The 22,723-nt window shown below is 45.7% G+C and carries 19 protein-coding genes; 15 read left to right on the top strand and 4 right to left on the bottom strand.

Translation table 11 applies throughout. The features are described 5' to 3' along the window. Positions 1-107: 107 nt before the first annotated feature. Entirely contained in the window at positions 108-551 is a 444-nt protein-coding gene (locus GV030_RS05740) for a GNAT family N-acetyltransferase (RefSeq protein WP_159580670.1), read from the bottom strand. Between the two features lie 319 nt (positions 552-870). On the opposite strand from GV030_RS05740, the gene GV030_RS05735 reads away from it, so the two are divergent. The 8 genes from GV030_RS05735 to GV030_RS05700 all read left to right on the top strand — a co-directional run bounded on the left by GV030_RS05735 (position 871) and on the right by GV030_RS05700 (position 13,235). Further along, positions 871-1,602 (top strand): ice-binding family protein, encoded by a 732-nt coding sequence (locus GV030_RS05735; RefSeq protein ID WP_221413290.1) that lies wholly within the window; start codon positions 871-873, stop codon positions 1,600-1,602. Between the two features lie 187 nt (positions 1,603-1,789). After that, entirely contained in the window at positions 1,790-3,493 is a 1,704-nt protein-coding gene (locus GV030_RS05730; RefSeq protein ID WP_159580666.1) for an ice-binding family protein, read from the top strand. 622 nt (positions 3,494-4,115) lie between these two features. Then, complete coding sequence (locus tag GV030_RS05725) at positions 4,116-5,780, top strand: ribulokinase (protein ID WP_159580664.1); 1,665 nt, start codon at positions 4,116-4,118, stop codon at positions 5,778-5,780. 1 nt (position 5,781) lies between these two features. Further along, a complete protein-coding gene (locus GV030_RS05720; protein ID WP_159580662.1) occupies positions 5,782-6,483 on the top strand; it encodes an L-ribulose-5-phosphate 4-epimerase in 702 nt (233 codons plus the stop codon). Between the two features lie 13 nt (positions 6,484-6,496). Then, complete coding sequence (araA, locus tag GV030_RS05715; protein WP_159580660.1) at positions 6,497-7,993, top strand: L-arabinose isomerase; 1,497 nt, start codon at positions 6,497-6,499, stop codon at positions 7,991-7,993. A gap of 21 nt (positions 7,994-8,014) precedes the next feature. Beyond that, on the top strand, positions 8,015-9,145 hold the full coding sequence (locus GV030_RS05710) for an aldose epimerase family protein (RefSeq protein WP_159580658.1): 1,131 nt from the start codon (positions 8,015-8,017) through the stop codon (positions 9,143-9,145). A gap of 32 nt (positions 9,146-9,177) precedes the next feature. Continuing rightward, complete coding sequence (locus tag GV030_RS05705) at positions 9,178-11,211, top strand: transketolase (RefSeq protein WP_159580656.1); 2,034 nt, start codon at positions 9,178-9,180, stop codon at positions 11,209-11,211. Positions 11,212-11,396: 185 nt separating this feature from the next. Next, positions 11,397-13,235 carry a sodium/solute symporter gene (locus GV030_RS05700; protein WP_159580654.1) on the top strand — a complete coding sequence of 613 codons (1,839 nt, stop codon included), beginning with the start codon at positions 11,397-11,399 and terminating at the stop codon, positions 13,233-13,235. A gap of 57 nt (positions 13,236-13,292) precedes the next feature. Here the strand turns inward: GV030_RS05700 and GV030_RS05695 are convergent, their stop codons facing one another. From GV030_RS05695 to GV030_RS05685, 3 genes are all read right to left on the bottom strand, one after another. Further along, entirely contained in the window at positions 13,293-14,213 is a 921-nt protein-coding gene (locus tag GV030_RS05695; protein ID WP_159580652.1) for an NAD(P)-dependent oxidoreductase, read from the bottom strand. Between the two features lie 22 nt (positions 14,214-14,235). Continuing rightward, positions 14,236-14,892: a phosphoadenylyl-sulfate reductase gene (locus tag GV030_RS05690; protein ID WP_159580650.1), complete on the bottom strand. Its 657-nt coding sequence runs from the start codon at positions 14,890-14,892 to the stop codon at positions 14,236-14,238. Positions 14,893-15,054: 162 nt separating this feature from the next. Next, positions 15,055-15,480 (bottom strand): hypothetical protein, encoded by a 426-nt coding sequence (locus GV030_RS05685; RefSeq protein ID WP_159580648.1) that lies wholly within the window; start codon positions 15,478-15,480, stop codon positions 15,055-15,057. A gap of 361 nt (positions 15,481-15,841) precedes the next feature. On the opposite strand from GV030_RS05685, the gene GV030_RS05680 reads away from it, so the two are divergent. The 7 genes from GV030_RS05680 to GV030_RS05650 all read left to right on the top strand — a co-directional run bounded on the left by GV030_RS05680 (position 15,842) and on the right by GV030_RS05650 (position 22,629). Continuing rightward, the gene (locus tag GV030_RS05680) at positions 15,842-16,249 is read left to right on the top strand and encodes a 6-carboxytetrahydropterin synthase (RefSeq protein ID WP_159580646.1); all 408 of its coding nucleotides are present in this window, start codon (positions 15,842-15,844) and stop codon (positions 16,247-16,249) included. Continuing rightward, entirely contained in the window at positions 16,212-16,916 is a 705-nt protein-coding gene (folE, locus tag GV030_RS05675) for a GTP cyclohydrolase I FolE (RefSeq protein ID WP_159580644.1), read from the top strand. Before GV030_RS05680 ends, folE begins: the two co-directional genes overlap by 38 nt. Next, a complete protein-coding gene (locus GV030_RS05670; RefSeq protein ID WP_255465146.1) occupies positions 16,917-17,636 on the top strand; it encodes an SDR family NAD(P)-dependent oxidoreductase in 720 nt (239 codons plus the stop codon). A gap of 187 nt (positions 17,637-17,823) precedes the next feature. Further along, complete coding sequence (locus tag GV030_RS05665) at positions 17,824-20,160, top strand: sodium-translocating pyrophosphatase (protein WP_159580642.1); 2,337 nt, start codon at positions 17,824-17,826, stop codon at positions 20,158-20,160. A gap of 190 nt (positions 20,161-20,350) precedes the next feature. Beyond that, a complete protein-coding gene (locus GV030_RS05660) occupies positions 20,351-20,749 on the top strand; it encodes a hypothetical protein (protein ID WP_159580640.1) in 399 nt (132 codons plus the stop codon). A 187-nt stretch (positions 20,750-20,936) separates the two neighbouring features. Beyond that, positions 20,937-22,196: an ectonucleotide pyrophosphatase/phosphodiesterase gene (locus tag GV030_RS05655; protein WP_159580638.1), complete on the top strand. Its 1,260-nt coding sequence runs from the start codon at positions 20,937-20,939 to the stop codon at positions 22,194-22,196. A 37-nt stretch (positions 22,197-22,233) separates the two neighbouring features. Further along, on the top strand, positions 22,234-22,629 hold the full coding sequence (locus tag GV030_RS05650) for a DUF2784 domain-containing protein (RefSeq protein WP_159580636.1): 396 nt from the start codon (positions 22,234-22,236) through the stop codon (positions 22,627-22,629). The last annotated feature ends 94 nt before the right edge of the window (positions 22,630-22,723 follow it).

Here is a 22,723-nt window from a genome sequence, read left to right as displayed (position 1 = left end):
ATAAGGCATTTTGATTGATTAGTAGTCCACCTTTGGCGGGTGTCATACGTTTTCACATTTGAGCCTATACGGAGAGCGCCAGACCTGCGTTGCAGGGTTATCAGTATTCAAATATTTCGTGTCCTTAATTTCATCCTCAGGATAGGATAATCATTACCCTGGTCATCTTTGTCACTTCTTTCATAGGTAGCAAATCCCAGGTTCTCATAAAAAGCTACTGCACCCACATTTTGCTCGTTGACATCTACCTTGTGGGCCTTCAACTGAACGATTGCAAAATTTATCAGTTTTTTACCTAATCCCTGACCAAAGTAATGGGGATCCAAAAAGAGCATTTCTACCTTTTTTTCTGCCACACCTAAAAAACCAATCACTCGTGATTCATCCATAAGGCAATGAACTTCAAAACGACTGAAATCAATCTCCCTTACCATTGCTTTGATGGAAATGAAGTCTTCCGGACTCAAAAAGTGGTGGGTGGCGAGCACTGACTTTTCCCAAACGTCGAGCAGTTGCTCCCTATCGGTTTCCTGGTATGGTTTTATTTCCATTAGATATTCTTTGTGACTCAAATGTCTCTAAAATGATTTTCACTGGAGCTCGATTGTCTCGATTTTACTTTGGTAGCTCTACGGCTGTCTTCATGTTGTTGTTTACCTGAAAAGTCAGTTAGGTCAGAAAGGCTTTACATGTTGAACCAGGGCTTTGGACCCTTACGATATTCTTATAACGAGCCGCCTTTCTCGTATCGGGAAAAACGAACCATTCACCCCCAATTTTAAAGTGCTGACCAGTAAGTGATTGACTGCAATATCCGGTTGTGGCATGCTAATGGCAATTGGGCAAGCAATTGAATTAAACCAAAACAAAATGAAAATTTTCAGCCTTTTTAAGTCAGGAGCTCTGCTATCCACAATTTTACTTGGAGCATGCAGTAAAGACGATCCGTCTCCAGGGATCACCATACCTATTCAGACTGTGGTGCAGTCTGGCATAAGCATGGGCGGCACTTCTAGTTTGGCCTTACTAGCCGGAGAGTCTGTTACAAACACTGGAGCGACTTCCATTAATGGAGATATTGGGCTGAGTCCCGGTACTTCTATCGATGGGTTTCCTCCGGGGGAATTCACCGGTACCTTGCATGTTAATGACGCGATTGCCAATCAGGCCAAATTGGATTTAACCACAGCGTACAATGATGCTGCGGGTAGAACATCCACTGATATCGTTGTCTTATCAGGAAATATTGGTGGGTTGACACTTACCCCAGGCTTGTATAAGTCTACCTCTTCTCTGGCGATATCTTCCGGGGATCTGACGTTTGACGCTAAGGGAAATGCTAATGCTGTCTTTATTATTCAGATAGCGAGTGCGCTGACTACCACTTCCGGCCGACAGGTGATCCTGGCCGGCGGAGCGAAAGCTGCCAATATTTTCTGGCAGGTAGGAAGCAGCGCTACTTTCGGGACCACTACCGTTTTTAAAGGCACCGTCATGGCCATGCAATCTATAACGTTCAACACCGGTGCAACGCTAGACGGCAAGGCATTGGCCCGAACAGGTTCTATCACCATGGAGGGCAATGCCATCGTGTTGAAATAACTTTAGATTCATTCAAAGTCACTCCCTCGGCAGAGACCATCTACATCGGAAAAAAGATAGGGGTGGATGGACACTTTGCCGAACAAGTGATATATGTAACGATTAATTTTTAGTGTGTAACTGTTTCGCTTTCAATAGCCTCACCTTTGCATTGTAATGATAATTACACTTTTTAAAAGAAAATATTATGAAAATTATTAAATCAGGACTCGTACTAGCGTTACTACCCATTTTGATGTTCGTGGGTTGTGACAAGGACAAAGACCCAGTGTTGGTGTCACCGGATGTGGTGTCGACCGCCCCGGCTGATGATGCCACCGGAATCGCCGTTACGGCTGCTGTACAATTCAATTTCTTGGCTGATATGAATCCTGAAACCCTAAATAGCACCACGGTGGTACTCATGGAAGGAACTAATAAGGTTGCGACAACAGTGAGTTATGCCAATAAAAAGTTAACAATGACCCCAGTGGCTAACCTGAAGAACAGTACCGTGTATACGGCTACTGTCAAGACGGGTGCCGAAAGTGAACTTGGTGCTGCTTTGGAAAACGACTTCACGATCACCTTCACCACTGTGGCGGAGGTTGACAATGAGGTTCCGGTTATCAGTTCTACGAGCCCTTTGGCTAATGCAGTTAATATAACAAAAGGTAATTCGGTATCTATAGTCTTTAATGAGCCCATGAACCCTGCGACCATCAACGTGACCACTTTTACTTTGGTGAAAGGAACCACAGCTGTAGCAGGAGTGGTCTCGTATGCCGATAACACTGCTACATTTACTGCCACCGAAAGCTTTGAGTCAAATACGGCTTATACAGCCAGGATCACTACAGGTGCTCAGGATTTGGCCGGAAATGGATTGGCTGCTGATACCGAGTGGAGTTTTACAACCACAGATTTCGCAGCGCCATTTATCAATTCTACCGCTCCTCTTAGTGATGCTACGGGAGTTGCCAGAAATAAAACAGTGTCTGTCGTATTTAATGAGCCAATGAATCCTGCTACAATAAGTGCCGCCACCTTCCAGTTGAAGAATGGAACTACTTCTGTACCTGGGGTAGTAGCTTATTCTGGCACTACGGCCACTTTTACTTCAACCACAATTCTAGAAGCGAGTACGGTTTACACGGCGCAGATTACCACAGGCGCACAGGATCTGTCGGGAAATGGATTAGCTAATAACGAGAGCTGGAGCTTTACCACTGGTGAGGTAACCGCCACACTTGCTATGGTCAACCTAGGTGGGGCGAGCAACTATGTGATCCTTGCGAAGACTGCCATCAACAACAGCTCCACTTCTGCCATCACTGGACATTTGGGATTGAGCCCGGCAGCTACCTCATACATCACTGGTTTAGATTTAGTAGATGCTACAGGGTATGCCACTTCTTCTCAGGTAACAGGTAATGTGTATGCAGCTGACATGGCGGACCCCACACCAGTCAACCTGACTACTGCCGTAAATGATATGATCACGGCTTATAATGATGCGGCAGGAAGACCCACACCTGAGTTTCTTGAATTAGGAACAGGAAACATAGGTGGAATGACCTTATCTGCGGGTCTTTATAAGTGGACATCTACGGTGACCATCCCGGCAGATGTTACCCTCACGGGTGCTGCTGATGATGTTTGGATCTTCCAAATCTCAGGTGACCTTACCCAGAGCAGTGCCATCAATATGACGTTGAATGGTGGTGCTCAGGCCAAGAACATTTTCTGGCAGGTAGCAGGAGAGGCGACTTTTGGAGCCAATTCACACTTTGAAGGTAATATTCTCTCAATGACAGGGATTACTTTCCTCACCGGTGCTTCTATAAACGGACGTGCTCTGGCTCAAACTGCGGTCATTCTTGACGCCAATGCAGTGACTAAGGTGCAATAGAAATTGGAAGATAAGGTTAGTAGAGTAGTTTAGTAAAGACCATCCCGGATTTTGGGATGGTTTTTTTATGCCTTCTTTCAAGGAAAATGATTTCATAATGAAGCAGGCACGACCGATGGCTTGAAAAAGGGTTGTGATTATATTTACGTAAGAAACATCAGGTTAAAAAAAGCGGCACTGCAAAAGAGAAAAACTACAAGCCTCTGAAGTAGCAATAATTACAGGTTTTCTGACGTATCTTATTTTACTAAATGCTTCACTGAATTCTATAAGTCTACTCCAGGTGAGTTTGTGAAAATGAGTAAAACAGGAATGTAGTCTGAAGAAAAAGCCTTGTAAATAAATCAATGGAATGCCACCTATATAACTTGATCAGATTCGTATTTGCTTTCTCCATAGTGAATGTGTAGCCTTCCCGGAGTTTACAGCTCCCACCACTTACTGCCTTTATAGCTACCTCTGCCAGGAGGGCCCAGCACCACCAACCCTCGCGCAGAGCGCCCAACCACATCCACTAAGTTTCCAGTGCAGTTTATCATTAACTATTTATAAGTGTTTAAAGTACACTTATTAAAATAATTTGATTACTTTAGTCTTGAAATAAAAATTTTGCAGCATCCATATGGAAAAACAGTATGTAATTGGATTGGACTTTGGTACCGACTCTGTGCGGTCAGTGTTGGTGGATAGTGCCAACGGCAGCACCCTCGGCAGTCAGGTGCATTGGTATAATCGTTGGCGCGAGGGCCTCTATTGCGATCCGGCCACCAATCGCTTTAGACAGCATCCACTGGATCACATAGAAGGAATGGAGGTCACCATTAGAGAGGTGGTGAAGGAGACAGGGGTGAACCCGACCTCAGTGAAGGGTATTTGTATTGATACCACAGGCTCGTCGCCCATTCCGGTAGATGTCAGCGGCACGGCACTTTCGCTGCTGCCCGGTTTTGAGGAGAACCCCAACGCCATGATGGTACTTTGGAAGGACCACACGGCCATTGCAGAAGCCCAAGAGATCAATACATTGGCACGCACCTGGGGTGGGGAGGACTTCACCCGGTTTGAAGGGGGGATTTATTCCTCGGAGTGGTTTTGGGCCAAAATCCTGCACATCTCGCGTGAAGATGAGGCGATAAAAGCCGCAGCGCATTCGTGGGTGGAGCATTGCGATCTGATGACGTTTCTGCTCACAGGGGCCAGTGACCTGAATGGGTTAAAGAGATCGCGCTGTGCGGCAGGGCACAAGGCTATGTGGCACGAGCGCTGGGGTGGATTGCCAGCAGATGCGTTTTTAGCCAAACTGGATCCACATATGGTCACCTTGAAAAAGCACCTTTACCAGGACACTTATACTTCAGATAAGGCAGCGGGTAAGCTGAGTACTGAGTGGGCAGAGCGGCTGGGACTCACCACCGATGTGGTGATAGCCGTGGGCACTTTCGATGCGCACTCAGGAGCAGTAGGGGCAGAGGTGGAGGAGAATACGCTCGTACGTGTGATGGGCACTTCTACCTGCGACATTATAGTCTCTGGCAAGTACGTGATTGGTGAGCGTACCGTCAAAGGCATTTGCGGACAGGTGGATGGTTCGGTATTGCCCGGCATGGTGGGACTGGAAGCTGGCCAGTCGGCATTTGGAGATGTGCTGGCATGGTTCAGAGACATCGTCTCATGGCCTATAGACCAGCTCATCGCTAGGTCTAATCTGCTTACGCCCGAGCAGATCGAACAGCTCAAAGGCGACGTAATCGTGGAGCTCTCACGGCAGGCAGAGCAGACCCCGGTAAGTGAGAGCGCACCCGTAGCCCTCGACTGGGTGAATGGCAGACGCACCCCGGATGCCAACCAGTCCTTAAAGGCCGCTATGGTGAATCTGAGTTTGGGAACTGGCGCACCACATATTTTTCGCGCCCTGGTAGAAGCCATTTGTTTTGGATCAAAGAAGATTGTCAAACGCTTCGAAGAGGAGGGCGTCACTATCAGCACCATAGTGGGCATCGGCGGAGTGGCTAAGAAGTCAGGCTTTGTGATGCAGACCCTGGCGGATGTGATGAATATGCCGATCAAAATAGCTGTGTCAGATCAGGCTCCGGCATTGGGTTCAGCCATGTATGCGGCAGTTGCCGCAGGGATTTACCCATCCATGAAGGAGTCGGTAGCAGCCATGGGCAATGGCTTTGAAAAGACCTACCACCCCAGACCGGATATGGTCAGGATATACGAGGAACTTTATACCAAATACGAGGCACTCGGTGCCTTTGTAGAAACCAATATCAACAACAAGTAAGATGTCAAAATACCTAGAACTTAAAAGAATGTGCTATGAAGCCAATATGGAGCTTCCGGCACAGGGGCTAGTCATTTTCACGTTTGGAAATGTGAGCGCTGTAGACCGCCAGGAGGGTGTGTTCGCCATCAAGCCCAGTGGGGTGGATTATGCCGTACTAAGGCCAGAGGACATTGTGATCGTGGACTTTGACTGCCAGGTGGTGGAGGGAACTATGCGCCCTTCGTCCGATACCAAAACACATGCTTTTCTATACCGCGAATGGTCGGAGATAGGCGGCATCAGTCATACCCATGCTACCTACTCGGTAGCGTGGGCGCAGGCCCAGCAGGACATTCCCATTTTTGGAACTACCCATGCGGATTACCTGACTTCCGACATTCCATGTGCACCGCCCATGAGTGATGAACTCATCAAAGGCAACTATGAGCACATGACAGGGCAGCAGATTGTGGATTGCTTTTCAGAAAAAGGGCTTTCCTATCAGGAGGTGGAGATGGTGCTGCTGGGTAATCATGGGCCTTTTACCTGGGGAAAAACGGCTGCTAAGTCTGTGTTTAACAGCAAACTACTGGAAGAGTTGGCCCGCATGGCTTACCTCACCCGGCAAATCAACCCTGAAGCGCCCAGGCTCAAGGAAGCACTGATCAAGAAGCACTGGGAAAGAAAACATGGCAAAGACGCCTATTACGGACAAAACTAGAACTAACAATACGATGAAGAAATTGAATGAATATGAGGTGTGGTTTGTCACCGGCAGCCAGGATTTATACGGAGCAGAAATCCTAAAGAATGTAGCGGTACACTCAGAGGAGATAGCCAAAGGACTGAGTGACAGTGTGCAGATTCCTGTGCAGGTGGTGTATAAGCCTGTGGTGAAAAGCCCTGAGGAAATCTATCAGGTATGTCAGCAGGCCAATGTGGCGGAAGGTTGTATCGGTCTGGTAGTATGGATGCATACTTTCTCTCCTGCCAAAATGTGGATCAGGGGATTGGATATCCTGAAAAAGCCGCTGGCCCATTTTCACACCCAATACAACACAGAGATTCCATGGGGCGAGATCGACATGGACTTCATGAACGAAAATCAATCGGCCCATGGGGGGCGTGAGTTTGGCTTCATGGCCAGTAGATTGAGAAAAAACAGAAAAGTGATTGTCGGGCATTGGAAGGATGAGTCGGCTCGCAAAAAACTGGGGGTGTGGACAAGGGCTGCTGCCGGTTGGCATGTATGGCAGACCACCAAAGTGGCTCGGATAGGGGATAATATGCGGGAAGTGGCCGTCACCGAAGGTGACAAAATAGAGGCTCAGATTCGCTTTGGATTTTCTGTGAATGGCTATGGCATAGGTGATGTAGTTGCCCACCTCAATGAAGTCTCCAATGCGCAGGTAGAGGCATTGGTGAAAGAATACAACGCACAATACATCATTTCACCTGAAACCCTCAAGAGTCAGTTCTTGAAGGATGCGGCTAAGATTGAACTAGGTCTGAGGAGTTTTATGGAGGAGGGAGGCTTTGGAGCCTTTACAGATACTTTTGAAGATTTGCATGGATTCAAGCAGCTACCAGGAATCGCCGCACAGCGACTGATGGCAGACGGGTATGGGTTCGCTGGCGAAGGAGATTGGAAAACCGCTGCCCTGTTGAGAGCAGTGAAAGTAATGGACCAGGGATTGGAAGGCGGTAGCTCTTTTATGGAAGACTATACCTATGACTTCCGTGATGGTAGAAGCAGGGTTTTGGGGTCACACATGCTGGAGATATGCCCTTCCATTGCCATGGGCAAAGCCCGATGTGAAGTGCACCCTTTAGGCATTGGTGGCAAAGAAGATCCCGCCAGGCTGGTTTTCGATGTAGATGCCGGACCAGCTATCAATGTATCGCTGATCGATATGGGCACCCGATTCAGAATGATTGTTAATGAGGTGGAAGCAGTGAAACCTGAGCACGAGTTGCCAAAGTTGCCGGTGGCCCGGGTGCTTTGGGATCCTATGCCCAACCTTACTATAGCTGCCGAAGCATGGATATTAGCTGGTGCGGCCCATCATTCAGTCTTTAGTAAAGCCATCAATACGGAGTATATTGAAGATTTCGCTGAAATGGCCGGGGTGGAATTGGTGGTGATTGATAAGGATACAAAGCCTCGTCAATTCAAAGATCAATTACATTGGAATGAAGTATATTATCACCTTTTTCAAAATAAAATGTAATCGTTATTAACTTGCGGCCAAATGAAAAATAGAAATATCCTTTTTCTTGCATTAATTATTCTTGGATTTGCTTGTGCTCAGCAGGAGGCACCGAAGGCAACCCTGACCAGCGCTCCGTTCGGAACATTACCCAATGGAGATTCTGTTACTCTTTTTACACTCACCAATGTCAATGGATTATCCATGGATGTGATGACCTATGGAGGGATCGTCACTGCGCTTCGGGTTCCGGATCGTGATGGGAAGTTAGAAGATGTGGTGCTGGGCTATGATAATTTGGATGGCTACTTGAAGTCCTCTCCATATTTTGGAGCCCTGATCGGCCGCTACGGAAACAGGATAGCGGATGGTAGGTTTACATTGGATAGCGTGGAATATACCCTGGTTCAGAACAATGGCAAAAACCATTTGCACGGTGGAACAGTGGGTTTTGATAAGGTAAACTGGACCGCCACATCTGTGGATGTAGAAGGGGGTGTGGCTTTGGCACTGAGCTATGTAAGTGCTGATGGTGAAGAAGGTTATCCGGGTACCTTGACCACTCAGGTGATCTACACCCTGACCAACGAGAACGAATGGAAGGTGAGCTATGAAGCCACTACTGACAAGCGTACTGTGGTGAATCTTACCCAGCATACCTATTTCAATCTTTCTTCCATGAAGGAAGACATCCTGAATCATGAGTTGGTTTTGAATGCGCCAGCGTTCCTGCCTGTAGATAGCACCCTCATTCCCACAGGGGAATTGAGACCAGTAGCAGATACCCCGTTTGATTTCACCTCTGGCAAGCCTATTGGCAGAGACATCTTGAAGGATAATACCCAGTTAAACTATGGTTTGGGTTTTGATCATTGCTGGGTGTTGGAGAAGTCAGATAAGAAGATGAATTTTGCAGCCTCTGTGTACGAGCCAGTGAGTGGCAGGTTCATGGAGATATACACGGAGGAGCCGGCGATTCAGTTTTATTCAGGTAATTTCCTGGATGGATCCATCACCGGGAAAAACAGCACCGTGTACAACCATAGAAATGGGTTGTGTCTGGAAACACAACATTACCCTGATTCACCGAATCAACCCGAATTTCCAAGTGTGGTGCTTAGCCCTGGTGAGACGTATCGCACCAGCACCGTGATGAAGTTTTCAACCAAGTAAAATTTTTTAAATAAAATCACCTAATTAAGGCAATGAGTAATCATCAAAAAGATCAAAGAGCAGTTGATAATATTCGCGTGTTATCGGGAGCTATGGTAGAAAAGGCAAAATCCGGACACCCCGGAGGTGCCATGGGCGGAGCGGATTATATCCATATCCTTTACAGCGAATTTTTAAAGTTTGATCCGGATGATACCAGGTGGCCTTTCAGGGACAGGTTTTTTCTTGATCCTGGTCACATGTCACCCATGCTTTATTCTCAGCTGTATCTTTTGGGTAATTATGCCAAGGAGGATATTGCCAATTTCCGTCAGTGGGGATCGGTGACTCCCGGACACCCGGAAGTAGATGTGGCACGTGGTGTGGAAAACACCTCAGGCCCGCTCGGTCAGGGACATGCCATGGGAGCGGGAGCTGCTCTGGCTGCCAAGTTTCTGGGAGCCAAATTTGGTGGCTGGATGAATCACAAGGTTTATGCTTTCATTTCGGATGGAGGTATTCAGGAGGAGATTTCCCAGGGAGTGGGCCGGATTGCCGGCTACCTGAAACTGAATAACCTCATCATGTTTTATGATTCCAATGACGTACAGTTGTCTACCTATACCAATGAGGTAACAGCAGAAGATACAGCAAAGAAATATGAAGCTTGGGGATGGAAAGTGGTCTCCATCGATGGCAATGATCATGATCAGATCAGAAAGGCACTGACCGAGGCGAATGCTGAGACTGAGAAGCCGTTCTTGATCATTGGGAAGACCATCATGGGGAAAGGCTGTAAAGATGCCGATGGCAACCCGTATGAAGGCCAGTCGGAGCTACACGGTAAGCCTATTGGAGCGACCAAAGCCTCTTACGAAAAGACCATCGAAGGGCTTGGTGGCTCGTTGGAAGATCCATTTGTGATTTTCCCAGATGTAGCTGAGACCTACCAGGAGATTCTGACAAGAAAACGCGCTGAGGTCAAAGCCGAAAAAGCTAAGGAAGCTGAATGGAGAGCTGCCAACCCAGAGTTGAGTGCTAAGCTGGATCATTTCCTTACCGGAAAAATTCCTGCAGATATCGATTTTTCGGCAATCCCTCAAAAGGCAAATGTAGCTTCGAGAGATGCTTCTGCTGCGGTGATGGGTTACCTGGCTGGTAAAGTAGAAAACCTCATTGTGGCTTCTGCAGATTTGGCCAATAGCGACAAGACAGATGGTTACCTCAAGAATGTAAAAGCATTCACACCTGGTGAATTTGATGCCAACTTCCTGCATGCAGGGGTGTGCGAATTCTCTATGGCAGCCATGGCCAATGGAATGGCCCTGCACGGCGGAGTAATTCCTGTGGTGGGTACTTTCTTTATCTTCTCTGATTATCAGAAACCTGCATACAGGCTTTCATCATTGATGGAGCTACCAGTAATTTATCTGTGGACGCATGATGCCTTCAGAGTGGGAGAGGACGGACCTACGCACCAGCCGATTGAACAGGAAGCTCAACTGCGACTGATGGAGCAGTTGAAAAACCACAAAGGTAAGCGCAGCATGCTGGCACTGAGACCGGCAGATACAGCTGAAACGACTGTTGCCTGGAAGATGGCCCTTGAAAACACAGAAACGCCAACAGGCTTGATCCTGTCCAGGCAGGGAATCACGGATGTGCCTTCTGATAGAGACAGGTATCAGGATGCCCTTCAGGCAGAAAAAGGAGCCTATGTGGTGAAGTCCTCTGCTGACGCGGCTGTGACACTCCTGGCCAATGGCTCAGAGGTAAGCACCCTTGTGGAAGCTGCTGCTCTACTGGAGAAAGATGGCATCAATGTGAACATTGTTTCTGTGATTTCGGAAGGGCTTTTCAGAGATCAGCCTGCTGATTATCAGCGTTCGGTTCTGGATAGCTCCAAGCCAGTATTTGGACTGACAGCCGGTTTGCCAGTGACTCTGGCTCAGTTGGTGGGAGCCAATGGTACCGTCTTTGGATTGGATCATTTCGGATACTCAGCGCCTGCCGGTGTGCTCGATGAAAAGTTCGGATTTACCGGAGCTCAGGTGTACGGCGAGGTGAAGAAGTATCTTGGTAAATAAAATAGAAACCTTATAGAGTAAAACACCCTGATTCAACATCAGGGTGTTTTTTATTTGATTTTTTAATAAATGTATTTGTTACACTAATTTTAAGCATGATATATTGAGCCAATTCTGATGGCATAAAAATGTTTTTGGTGTGATCAGATTTCAGGTCATCACCTCCACTTTAACCTAAACACACTATGGGCTTTTCGACATTAGACTACATCGTATTTGGCATCTACTGTGCAGTCATTTTATTCATGGGCTTGTATGTCTCCAGAGACAAAAAAGGACACCAAAAGACAGCCAATGATTATTTTTTGGCGAGCAACTCGCTCACCTGGTGGGCTATTGGGGCATCGCTCATCGCAGCAAATATCTCCGCGGAGCATTTTATTGCTATGTCTGGGTCTGGCTATGCTATCGGGCTAGGGATCGCGGCTTATGAGTGGTTGGCGGCCATCGCGCTTATCCTTGTGGCCAAGTATTTTCTTCCAATTTTTCTGGAGAAGAAGATCTACACCATGCCACAGTTTGTCAATGATCGCTTTAGCAAGCTGGTAGGCTCTTTGTTTGCTGGTTTCTGGATTTTGGTTTACATCTTCGTGAACCTCACCTCGGTAAGTTATCTGGGTGCACTGGCCATGGAGAAAATTATGGGTGTGCCGCTAACCTATGGAATCATTGGGTTGTTGGTGTTTTCAGGGATTTATTCTATATACGGCGGGCTTTCCTCAGTGGCATGGACGGATGTGATTCAGGTGATTTTTCTAATTGGAGGTGGGCTGGTAACTACTTTTATCGCACTGGACGTGGTAGGTAATGGAGACGTTTTTCGGGGATTTAATTATTTGTATGAAGGGGCCAGAGGCCACTTTTCAATGATCATCGCCGAGGGTGCCAAATCAGTCCCGGATGGCAGTGGCGGGCTGAAGGATGCCTATAATGACCTGCCAGGTCTAGCAGTGATTCTGGGCTCTATGTGGTTAATCAACCTCGGGTATTGGGGCTTTAATCAGTACATTATCCAGAAAGGGCTTGCAGCAAAGACGTTGCAGGAAGCTAAGCGAGGGTTGATTTTTGCGGGATTTCTGAAAATATTGATTCCCTTGCTGGTAGTCATTCCTGGTATCGCGGCCTATGTCATCACCAACGACCCTGAATTGGCCAAAAACACGGTAGGGGAGATCACTAAGTCTGACGAAGCTTATCCCTGGCTGTTGCAGAATTTTGTGCCAGCGGGTGTAAGAGGATTAGCTTTCGCCGCATTGGTGGCCGCAGTGGTGTCTTCATTGGCGTCCATGATCAACAGTACTTCCACGGTCTTTACCATGGATATTTACAAAGCATACATCAGTCCGAATGCCGATGATAAGCACCTTATCCGTACGGGTAGGTTGATGGCAGTCACAGCGATGGTGATTGCCATGGTAGTGGCTCCGGCCTTAAAATCTTTGGATCAAGTATTTCAGTACATTCAGATGGTTACGGGTTTTGTTTATCCTGGAGTGGTGGTGGTCTTTGGTTTGGGTTTATTCTGGAAGCAGATCACCAATAAGGCAGCTCTTTGGACAGCCCTTTTGACTTTGCCGACTGGTATTTTCTTCTATCTGGTGACTCCAGAGCTGCCATTTATTCTCAGGATGGGTTACGTATTTATGATTCTCTGTGTGGTAGCGTCGGTGATCAGCTTTATGGACAAGGGAGTGAAAATCTCAAGTGTGGTGCCTACAGGCAGCGTGCAGAGGAAGTTGGTCAATACCAGCTACTTATTGTTTGCTATAGGCGTCATTACGCTAATTCTAGGGGTGTTTTTATCAGCACCTCTTGCTAAATACGGCTTTGAAGCAATATTTGTGATCAGCACGCTGTTTCTGATGCTGGGAATGGTGATTTATACGAATGCGAAAATGGACGTGCAGGATGCACATGCCATTTCTGTGAGGCCTACTCTTTTCAAAACGGATGTGGTTTTCAACGTGGGAGCTATCGGCATCATTGGGATTGTGGTCATTCTCTATACCCTGTTTTGGATCTAAGGTGTAAAACGACAGGCATTAAAAAAGGCTCCGAACGGAGCCTTTTTTAATGCCCAATCAGAAAGAAAACCGGTCGTGAAAGGAGCGGATAATTTCCTTGAAATCAGTTTTTTCTTTGAGCTCCATAAACCCGGCAAGTTTCAGGTCGGTGCTCACTTTGATGTTTCTCAGCTTCAGGTGCTGGTTGATAAAGATAAACTCCAATTCAGGGTTTACTTCCTTGAGTACATCCACAATGTCCAACACCGAAATATTCAGTTCTACAAGATTGTAAATCCCCGATGGAACGGAGGAGGTGAGTAAACGATTAAAGGTGTCGGCTACATAATCCACATGAGCGAATGATCGATACTGCTTTCCATTTCCATGAATGGAAATCCGGTTGCTGAAGTTGCTTTCGAATACAAACTTGTTGATCACCGAATCGAAGCGCATACTTCTGCTATAACCGAAAATGTTTCCACATCGGATGATGTGGGTTTTCATCTTTTCACTGAGACGTGAGACGTGCTCTTCGCCACGGTGCTTGGAGATGGCGTAGAATGTCCGTGGGTTAGGATTGGTACTCTCGTCCATTTCGCTGCTAGATGAGCCATATACACCCACACTGCTGCTGTAGACGAAATGCTTGACGCCACTCTCTTCTGCTGCGTATACCAGTTCGGCGGTTCCCCAGTGATTGACCTGCTCGAAGAAATGAGGGTCTGTATTGGCAAAAGGACTGGTAACCTTGGCGGCCAGGTGGAAGACAGCATCTACCCCCTCCAGTGCTTTTCTGAGCTTTCTGGAGTCGAGCAATTCTCCATGAATGAAGGAGATGTTTTCTTTATTGTCGTACTTATGACCTGTGAATAGGGCGTAATTGTCCCTGCTCAGGTTGTCATATATTCTGATTTCCTTGACTTCCGGGTTTTTCGAAAGTTCCTTGATTAGTTCCGTACCCAGATATCCTGCGCCTCCGGTAATCAATACATTCATAGATCGTAATTTTCGGTTGGAATTATTTTTTCACAAGGTCAGTATGGAGACCACATTCTACTTTGTTGAGGCCAAACCATCGGGCTTCACGCTCCTGCATTTCGGGGTCCAGCTTTCGGGTACATGGTTCACAGCCTATGCTCAGATAACCCTTGGAGTCCAGAGGATGCCTGGGGAGGTTGTGCTCCCTAATGTAGGCAAAAATGGTTTTCATGTTCCAATCAAGCATGGGGTGAAAACGAATGGTATCGAAAGGAGCCTCTTGTTCAGTTTTCATGGCTTTACGAGTAGAGCTTTGGTCTCCTCGTACACCATTGATCCATATGTCATAGGTTCTGAGGAGCTCCTCAGTCGGTGCTGTCTTGTTGATGTAGCAGCAGTGATCGGGATCAGAGGTAAAAAGGAGCTTTCCTGAATGATCTTTTTGCATGTATCTGGGTACTGAAGAGCGGGTTTCTATGACGTTCAGACCGAAGGCCTCCGTCACCTGATCTTTGAAAGAGACCGTCTCCGGAAAATGATAGCCGGTGTTTAGAAAATAGACCGGAATGGTATTGTCTATTCTGCTCAGGATGTGGAGCATTACCAGACTGTGGGTCTGGAAAGAGGATGTGGTAAACATCTTTTTCCCCTCAGCTTTGTAGGATTCCAGTTTTGCTTTGATTTCAGATATCTCCATGTTTCGAAATTAGTATACAAAACAATAAGGAGCTGTTGAAAATTCAAATGAAAGTCGGTTTTTTTCGAAACTGTAAAATAAAAAGGGCTATTTCCTGAGAATAATATCCCATTGGAAATAGCCCACAACTAACCGCTAACTTTAAGATAAGTGAGTTTTTCGTTAAGCGTATACTGACGGTTCCAGTAAATAGCCCAGTCGACTGAACGAATCTTCCATACTCAAACCATTCCTGATGTTCAGTTTCAGAAATGACGTTAATTCTTTCGCCTTTTCTTTTGATAGATCCAACACCTGAAGGAGTCTGGCGACAATACCTTCTTTTCTATCAGAAAGGGCTCCATTGGCCATGAGGGAGTTTACCAGAAAAAAGACCAGATTAAATCGTTCTCTGGCTGTTTTAGGTAGGTTTTTTCTGATTTTGTCCACTTCCACCATCTTATTCTCTAAAGAGATGTAGCCAATCTCCTGCTTGAGTAAGAGGATGTCTTCCTGATCGATAATGTGCTCGTAATGAGCAATGATTACGAGCTTGTTGATATGCTCTTTTTCACTCCTGTTGGTGAATAAAGTGTTTATCCATCCCATGATTTTGTCTGGTTTTTTGGTTGTTTCGTCTATAAATATAGGTATTTAGTCGAAGGATGCAATAGATAAATGCAAAAAATAATAAGAAAAGTCATATTGAATTGATTTATGGCATGAATTGCATATTTGATCAGCTCAAAACCAGTCTTTGGTAGCGCTTGGGGTGTCCTGTTTTGCAATAGTTAAATTCTGTTGAGTGGAGTTCTTTCTATAATGACAATGCGTGTAGATTAATGTCGGTTAGCTTATCAAATGTATGTTTAATTATTAGGTAAAAATGTTAAACAAAATCAATTTGAAATGTGTTTGATGGAAGTAATTTGATTTTTTAATCAGTTATTTGCCTAAACATCACAGCTGAATGAGAGTAGCAGTTTTTCGGAAGGAACATTTTAACGCAGCCCATCGTCTATACAATCCTGATTGGACAGATGAACGCAATCAGGAGGTTTTTGGGAAATGCAACAATCCAAATTGGCATGGTCACAATTATGAACTGGTGGTAAAACTGGTAGGTGAACCTGACCCAGCTACAGGCTACGTTTTTGATATGAAGGAGCTCAGTGACCTGATCAAGATCCATGTATTGCGAAAATTTGATCACAAAAACCTGAATCTGGACACAGAAGAATTTAAAAGTATCAATCCCACGGCGGAGAATATTGCGGTAGTGATCTACAATATTCTGAGAGAAAAGATTGATCGTACATTGGAATTGAAAGTGATACTTTATGAAACAGAAAGAAACTTCGTTGAATACCCCGCATAATATGAATCATTTGGATGACGATTTTGCAGAAGACCATGCAGGTACTTCTGACAGTACACCCCTGAGATCGGACGCTTTCGAAATGGATGATGACCTCAAGATGGAGTTGATTGCCAAACATTTCAAAGAGATTATGCAGATTTTGGGACTGGATCTGACAGATGATAGCCTCCAGGGGAGTCCTAAGCGTGTGGCCAAAATGTATGTGCAGGAGGTATTCAGTGGTTTGAATCCGAAGAACAAGCCCAAAGTACGGCTATTCGAAAATAAGTATAAGTATGACCAGATGCTCGTGGAGAAAGACATCACGTTTTACTCTCATTGTGAGCATCATTTTGTCCCTATTTATGGCAAAGCACATGTGGCTTACTTCTCGAGTGGGAAAGTAATAGGCCTTTCAAAGATCAACAGGATCGTGCAATACTATGCCAAAAGACCTCAGGTTCAGGAGCGTCTCACTATGCAGATTGCCAATGAACTGAAGGATATTTTGATGACTGATGATGTGGCTGTGGTGTTGGATGCTACTCACATGTGCGTGAGCTCTCGAGGAGTGAGTGATACCAACAGTATGACAGGTACGGCATTCTTTGATGGCAAATTCAGAGATCAGAACATAAAGACAGAGTTTCTCAATTACATCAACGCCAAAACTGACCTGAGATAATTGGCTTCTATTGGAACATTTGAAGGAAAGAATGTACTGGTGGTAGGTGGCAGTAGTGGAATAGGCAAAGCCACCCTGTCCAAACTTCGGGAGCAAGGAGCGGAAGTTTATAATGTTTCAAGATCGCCTTGTCATATTCAAGGTGTTTCCGATATTTTACTGGATGTCTTGTCTGATTTTTCAGTGATAGAGGGCATGCCGGATAGGTTAGACGGACTAGTATACTGCCCGGGTAGTATCAACCTCAAGCCTTTTCAGGGATTGAAGTACGAGGACTTTTTAAGAGACTTTGAAATCAATGTGCTGGGAGGGATCAAGGTACTGAAGGCATGTGTCAAGAATATTAAGGCCGCAGAGAGTCCCAGTATTGTCTTTTTTAGTACCGTTGCCGTCACGCAGGGTATGAGTTTTCACAGCTCTGTAGCGGCATCCAAAGGGGCTATAGAAGGGCTGGTCAAATCATTGGCAGCTGAGTGGTCGAGATCAGGTATCAGGGTGAATGCCATCGCACCGAGTTTGACGGATACGCCAATGGCCCAAAATCTACTTTCTACAGATGAAAAGAGGAAGGCTTCAGAAGAACGTCATCCACTTAAGGGAATCAGCACAGCCGAGGAGCTGGCAGGTACCGTGATGTACCTGCTTTCAGACGTTGCCCACAGAGTTACTGGACAGGTGATTCATGTAGATGGAGGAATGTCCTCTATACGGCCCTTTTAAATCTTTCATCTTTCGATGTCCGGTTTTTGAACGGGCATTTGTCAACCGATGCAGTTAATCCAAAATATCACCTCATTTAATTGGATTGCAGGCAATGAATGACCGAAAAAACCTATCTGATTTTACATTTTTATAATTTCACGAGTCGGTTATCTTTGCACATCTTTTTAAAAACCAATACAACAATATGAGTTATTTGATATACGCAGTGCCGGTACTGGCATTGATAGGAATCCTAGTGATGATCGTGAAATCACGATGGGTCAACAAGCAGGATGCGGGCGAGGAGAAAATGCAAACCATCGCCAATCACATCAAGGAAGGTGCCCTGGCTTTTTTGAGCGCTGAATACAGAGTGTTGGCCATTTTCGTGGTGATTGCCGGCATTTTATTGGGTGTCATTTCTGCATTGGTAGAAACTACCCACTGGTTCATCGTAGTGGCATTCGTCATAGGTGCCATATTCTCTGCAGTAGCTGGTAATATTGGTATGCGCATCGCCACCTCGGCTAATGTGCGCACCACACAGGCGGCACGTACCAGCTTGTCAAAAGCACTAAAAGTGAGTTTCACCGGGGGTACCGTCATGGGACTTGGTGTAGCTGGTTTGGCTGTATTTGGTTTGAGTATGTTATTTATCCTGCTATTTGGCTGGTTAATGGGAGGTCAGTGGACCAACACTGACGACATGACCATTGTACTTGAGGCATTAGCAGGATTCTCGTTAGGTGCAGAGTCCATTGCTTTGTTTGCCCGTGTGGGTGGTGGTATATATACTAAGGCTGCTGATGTAGGAGCCGATCTGGTAGGTAAAGTAGAAGCCGGAATTCCTGAGGACGATCCTCGAAACCCGGCTACTATCGCTGATAATGTTGGGGACAATGTTGGGGACGTAGCTGGTATGGGTGCTGACCTTTTTGGCTCCTATGTAGCCACGGTATTGGCTTCTATGGTGTTGGGTAATTATGTGATTCGCGATATGGGCGGATCCATTGATGATTCCTTCAATGGCATCGGACCTATCTTGCTTCCGCTGGTAATCGCCGGATTGGGTATTATTTTCTCCATCATCGGTACTTTCTTTATCAGCGTGAAGGACGAAAATGCAAAAGAGCCTCAGGTACAGGCGGCATTGAACAAAGGGAACTGGAGTTCCATCATTATCACTGGGATTGCTTCCTATTTTGTGATAGATATTCTTCTTCCTAAAAATATGAAGATGGACTTCTTCGGAATGGGTGTTATTGATATCCCTTCTTCCAACGTTTTTTATGCGGTATTGATTGGTCTTTTCGTAGGAGCGGCCATTTCATTCTTTACTGAATACTATACAGGTCTTGGTAAAAAGCCGGTAATGGATATTGTTAGAAATTCATCTACAGGTGCGGCTACCAACATTATCGCAGGACTTTCTACAGGAATGATTTCCACTTTTGCACCAATACTCCTTTTTGCCGGAGCTATCTGGGGTGCTTATGAGTTAGCCGGATTTTACGGGGTAGGTATTGCTGCCTCTGCAATGATGGCTACTACAGCCATGCAGCTGGCCATAGATGCTTTCGGACCAATAGCCGATAATGCGGGAGGTATTGCTGAAATGAGTGAACTTCCTAAAGAGGTGCGCGAGCGCACAGATATATTGGATTCGGTAGGGAATACTACTGCTGCAGTTGGTAAAGGTTTTGCTATTGCCTCAGCAGCATTGACAGCCTTAGCACTTTTCGCTGCTTATGTCACTTTTACCGGGATCGATGGAATCAACATTTTCAAAGCCAAAGTACTTGCTGCTTTATTCATAGGTGGCATGATTCCCGTTGTGTTTTCCGCATTGGCCATGAGGTCTGTAGGTAAGGCAGCCATGGAAATGGTGAAAGAAGTGAGACGTCAGTTCAGAGAGATACCAGGTATCATGGAAGGAACCGGGCAGCCTGAGTACAGTAAATGTGTTGATATTTCAACGAAGGCAGCCATCAAGGAAATGATGTTGCCAGGAGCACTGACTATCATTACACCTATTTTGATTGGATTCTTCATGCAGGCAGAAGCATTGGGAGCTTATATGGCTGGTGTTACCGTTTCGGGTGTGCTATGGGCTATTTTCCAAAACAATGCCGGTGGTGCATGGGACAATGCTAAAAAGTCTTTTGAGGCAGGAGTAATGATTGATGGTGAGATGACCTACAAAGGCTCAGAGGCTCACAAGGCCGCTGTGACCGGAGATACTGTTGGTGATCCATTCAAAGATACCTCAGGCCCATCCATGAACATTTTGATCAAGCTAACCTGTCTGGTAGGTTTGGTGATTGCGCCTATTCTGGGTGAGATTCATGGAGCTAGTGGACACGGAAAAGCCGCTGTAGAGATCGTTGATCCGGTGGTTATAAAGAAAGAAGTGAAGGTGAAGGTGGAAGGAGAGGATGAATCTAATATGAAAGCTGAGATTACCATCACTGAGGGTGAAAACACCACTACTGAGACTTTAGAAGGCTCAAAAGAGGAGATAGAGAAGAAGATCGAAGAGTAGACTAAGTTCTTAATTATAGTAAATAAGTCAGAACCCTGCTTGAAATTCAAGCGGGGTTTTTTTATGCCCTTGACGCCAGGGGTATAGCTTAAATAGTGCAACTCAAGCTTTAATTAATCATATCTAATCACCTGTTTTATAGGTGTTTAAATAATTTATCTATATTTGTGCAGGATATAATCGAAAAATTATGAGAAAATCCAGCCGTCTAATTATCGTTGCCCTCATTGCTTTGACCTATGCATTTCCTGCATTTTGCCTTGGCGGAGGAGAAGAAGCTAATTTTCAAACACTCTCACAGAAGCTGGAAAATGCGATAGAAGAGAGGAACTTTCATGAAGCCAGGGAGGCCATAGAGGAGTTGATGCCTCTCATGAAAGAGGAATTAAAAAAGGATAAGAAAACACTTTCAGAACTGAAGCGTGAAGAATCACCAGAGATGGATCCTACTGAATTCGAAAAGAAATTGGTACGGAAAACCGAGCTGTATGATGCTTTGAAGGAGTTGGTGAATATATCACCTGCTGCGCTCAGGGTAAAATCTGAAAGAATAAAAACTGATGTCAAGGAGTTCATCGATCTCTCCTGATTTTTAGTGGTTACTGTAGTTTAAATCCTCCTGGTATCAGATCAGGAGGATTTTTTTTGTTTGACACATTCGAGTAAAAATTTCTCAGGACAGATTAGTAACTGCATATTATTTCGGAGTTTTGCAGGCATCCCGAGCAACCTTGGCGCAAAAGGAGCTGGGGTGATTCCACTAAAAGTAGCATCATTTGAAAAAATCAGTCCTCTTCTTTGTTTCGATATTAGGTACCATCCTACTGTCTCGCGGGCAGGGAGTGTCTTACACTGATGCCCAGGCTCAGCAGCAGGTGATAGACCGAGACAACAGTGATTGGGCCATGCAGCAAGGCTATGTGGTGCTTGTAGGTATTGATGGTTTTCGATATGACTATGCACAGAAGTACGGAGCTAAGCACATACAAAAGCTGGGACAAAAAGGTGTAAAATCAGAGCGTTTACTGCCCTCATTCCCGACCAAAACATTTCCTAATCACTACACCATTGTTACAGGTCTGCTGCCTGGCAATCACGGCTTGGTGGGCAACAGTTTTTATAGCAGAGCCAAGCAGGCATGGTATCACGTTTGGGACAGAGAGGCGGTAAGAGAAGTAAGCTGGTATGCGGGTGTCCCGCTATGGGTATTGGCAGAGGAGCAGGGCATGCTTTCTGCTAGTTTCTTCTGGGTGGGTGCCGAATCACCTATTCATGGAGTAAAGCCTACCTACAACTATGCCTACGACGGGAGCATGCCAAATGAACACAGATTGCGTCAGGTACTGGATTGGCTGAGACTGCCTGATGCCAAACGTCCACACATGATTGCTGCTTATTTCTCACTCGTGGATGATGCCGGGCACAAGTACGGACCTGACCACCCCAGGACGGGAGAGGCAGTGTTGAAGGTAGATTCTTTGATTGGGAATTTTATGGATTCTTTGGATCAACTGGATTTACCAGTTCATGTGGTGCTGGTTTCTGATCACGGTATGTCTGCCATCAGCCATGGGATTGTACTGCCGGATGTGGCGGACCTTGATGATGCGCAGGTATCTTATAGCTTCCCGCCGATGGTCTACCAGCCGGACAGCGCCAAGCGACTGAAACTGTATGATCAGCTCCTTAGGGTGCCCAATATGGACGTTTATACCAGAGAAAACATCCCGGACTTCTTATCCTTTAGCAACGATGATCGGATTGGCGATTTCATACTCATGACAGACGCACCAACCATCATTTTAGAAAAGCCCAGACCTGTGTCTGGTGGCACACATGGGTTTGATCCCTACAGAAATGTGAATATGGGAGCCATCTTTTATGCCGCAGGCCCAAAGTTGAAATCTGGTTTGGAAGTACCACCCGTAGAGAATATCCACATTTATCCTTTCATTGCCGAACTACTCGGGCTGACCATTTCTGAGCCAATAGACGGTGATTTGAATGCATTGCAGATCCTATTGAAGCAAGACTAGTATTTATTATTGGCATGCTTTTAGATAATGTACTTGTATGCTACAGTTTTTAGATGCTTTTCTGACTATTTTTCATTCGGCGTTTGTTCTGTTTGTGTTATTTGGTTGGGCTCACCCAAAAACACAGAAAGCACATATCACGGCGCTGTTGCTCACGTTTTTAGCCTGGATGCTTCTGGGCTTGTACAAGGGCGTGATTGGCTATTGCCCCCTTACTGATTGGCACTGGGATGTCAAACGTGCATTGGGGGAGACAGGAATGTCCGGTTCCTTTGTTGGTTACATGATCGAACACTATTTAGGCCTTTCATTTTCAAGAAGCTTTTATGATGCCATTACGGCAGGTGGACTTATTTTAGGATCGCTGATGTCCTTTTTGGTCCATCGAAAAAATCGGAACAGCAAATCTGAGGCTAGTAGTCAGGTTGCTTGAAATCGTCTGGAGAATTCCTGTTCACTTCACAATCGAACCAAACCATATGAAAATTGACATTTTCATTCAGGAAAAAATCCCAATCATGCAAAAA

The sequence above is a fragment of the Marinoscillum sp. 108 genome (assembly GCF_902506655.1).
GTDB classification, from domain to species: domain Bacteria; phylum Bacteroidota; class Bacteroidia; order Cytophagales; family Cyclobacteriaceae; genus Marinoscillum; species Marinoscillum luteum.
This window is presented reverse-complemented; position numbering and strand designations above follow the sequence as displayed.

Excerpts from the sequence above, each read along its gene's own strand:
- GV030_RS05740 (WP_159580670.1), bottom strand. The coding sequence starts at position 551 with ATGGAAATAAAACCATACCAGGAAACCGATAGGGAGCAACTGCTCGAC.
- GV030_RS05735 (WP_221413290.1), top strand. The coding sequence starts at position 871 with ATGAAAATTTTCAGCCTTTTTAAGTCAGGAGCTCTGCTATCCACAATT.
- GV030_RS05730 (WP_159580666.1), top strand. The coding sequence starts at position 1,790 with ATGAAAATTATTAAATCAGGACTCGTACTAGCGTTACTACCCATTTTG.
- GV030_RS05725 (WP_159580664.1), top strand. The coding sequence starts at position 4,116 with ATGGAAAAACAGTATGTAATTGGATTGGACTTTGGTACCGACTCTGTG.
- GV030_RS05720 (WP_159580662.1), top strand. The coding sequence starts at position 5,782 with ATGTCAAAATACCTAGAACTTAAAAGAATGTGCTATGAAGCCAATATG.
- araA (WP_159580660.1), top strand. The coding sequence starts at position 6,497 with ATGAAGAAATTGAATGAATATGAGGTGTGGTTTGTCACCGGCAGCCAG.
- GV030_RS05710 (WP_159580658.1), top strand. The coding sequence starts at position 8,015 with ATGAAAAATAGAAATATCCTTTTTCTTGCATTAATTATTCTTGGATTT.
- GV030_RS05705 (WP_159580656.1), top strand. The coding sequence starts at position 9,178 with ATGAGTAATCATCAAAAAGATCAAAGAGCAGTTGATAATATTCGCGTG.
- GV030_RS05700 (WP_159580654.1), top strand. The coding sequence starts at position 11,397 with ATGGGCTTTTCGACATTAGACTACATCGTATTTGGCATCTACTGTGCA.
- GV030_RS05695 (WP_159580652.1), bottom strand. The coding sequence starts at position 14,213 with ATGAATGTATTGATTACCGGAGGCGCAGGATATCTGGGTACGGAACTA.
- GV030_RS05690 (WP_159580650.1), bottom strand. The coding sequence starts at position 14,892 with ATGGAGATATCTGAAATCAAAGCAAAACTGGAATCCTACAAAGCTGAG.
- GV030_RS05685 (WP_159580648.1), bottom strand. The coding sequence starts at position 15,480 with ATGGGATGGATAAACACTTTATTCACCAACAGGAGTGAAAAAGAGCAT.
- GV030_RS05680 (WP_159580646.1), top strand. The coding sequence starts at position 15,842 with ATGAGAGTAGCAGTTTTTCGGAAGGAACATTTTAACGCAGCCCATCGT.
- folE (WP_159580644.1), top strand. The coding sequence starts at position 16,212 with ATGAAACAGAAAGAAACTTCGTTGAATACCCCGCATAATATGAATCAT.
- GV030_RS05665 (WP_159580642.1), top strand. The coding sequence starts at position 17,824 with ATGAGTTATTTGATATACGCAGTGCCGGTACTGGCATTGATAGGAATC.
- GV030_RS05660 (WP_159580640.1), top strand. The coding sequence starts at position 20,351 with ATGAGAAAATCCAGCCGTCTAATTATCGTTGCCCTCATTGCTTTGACC.
- GV030_RS05650 (WP_159580636.1), top strand. The coding sequence starts at position 22,234 with ATGCTACAGTTTTTAGATGCTTTTCTGACTATTTTTCATTCGGCGTTT.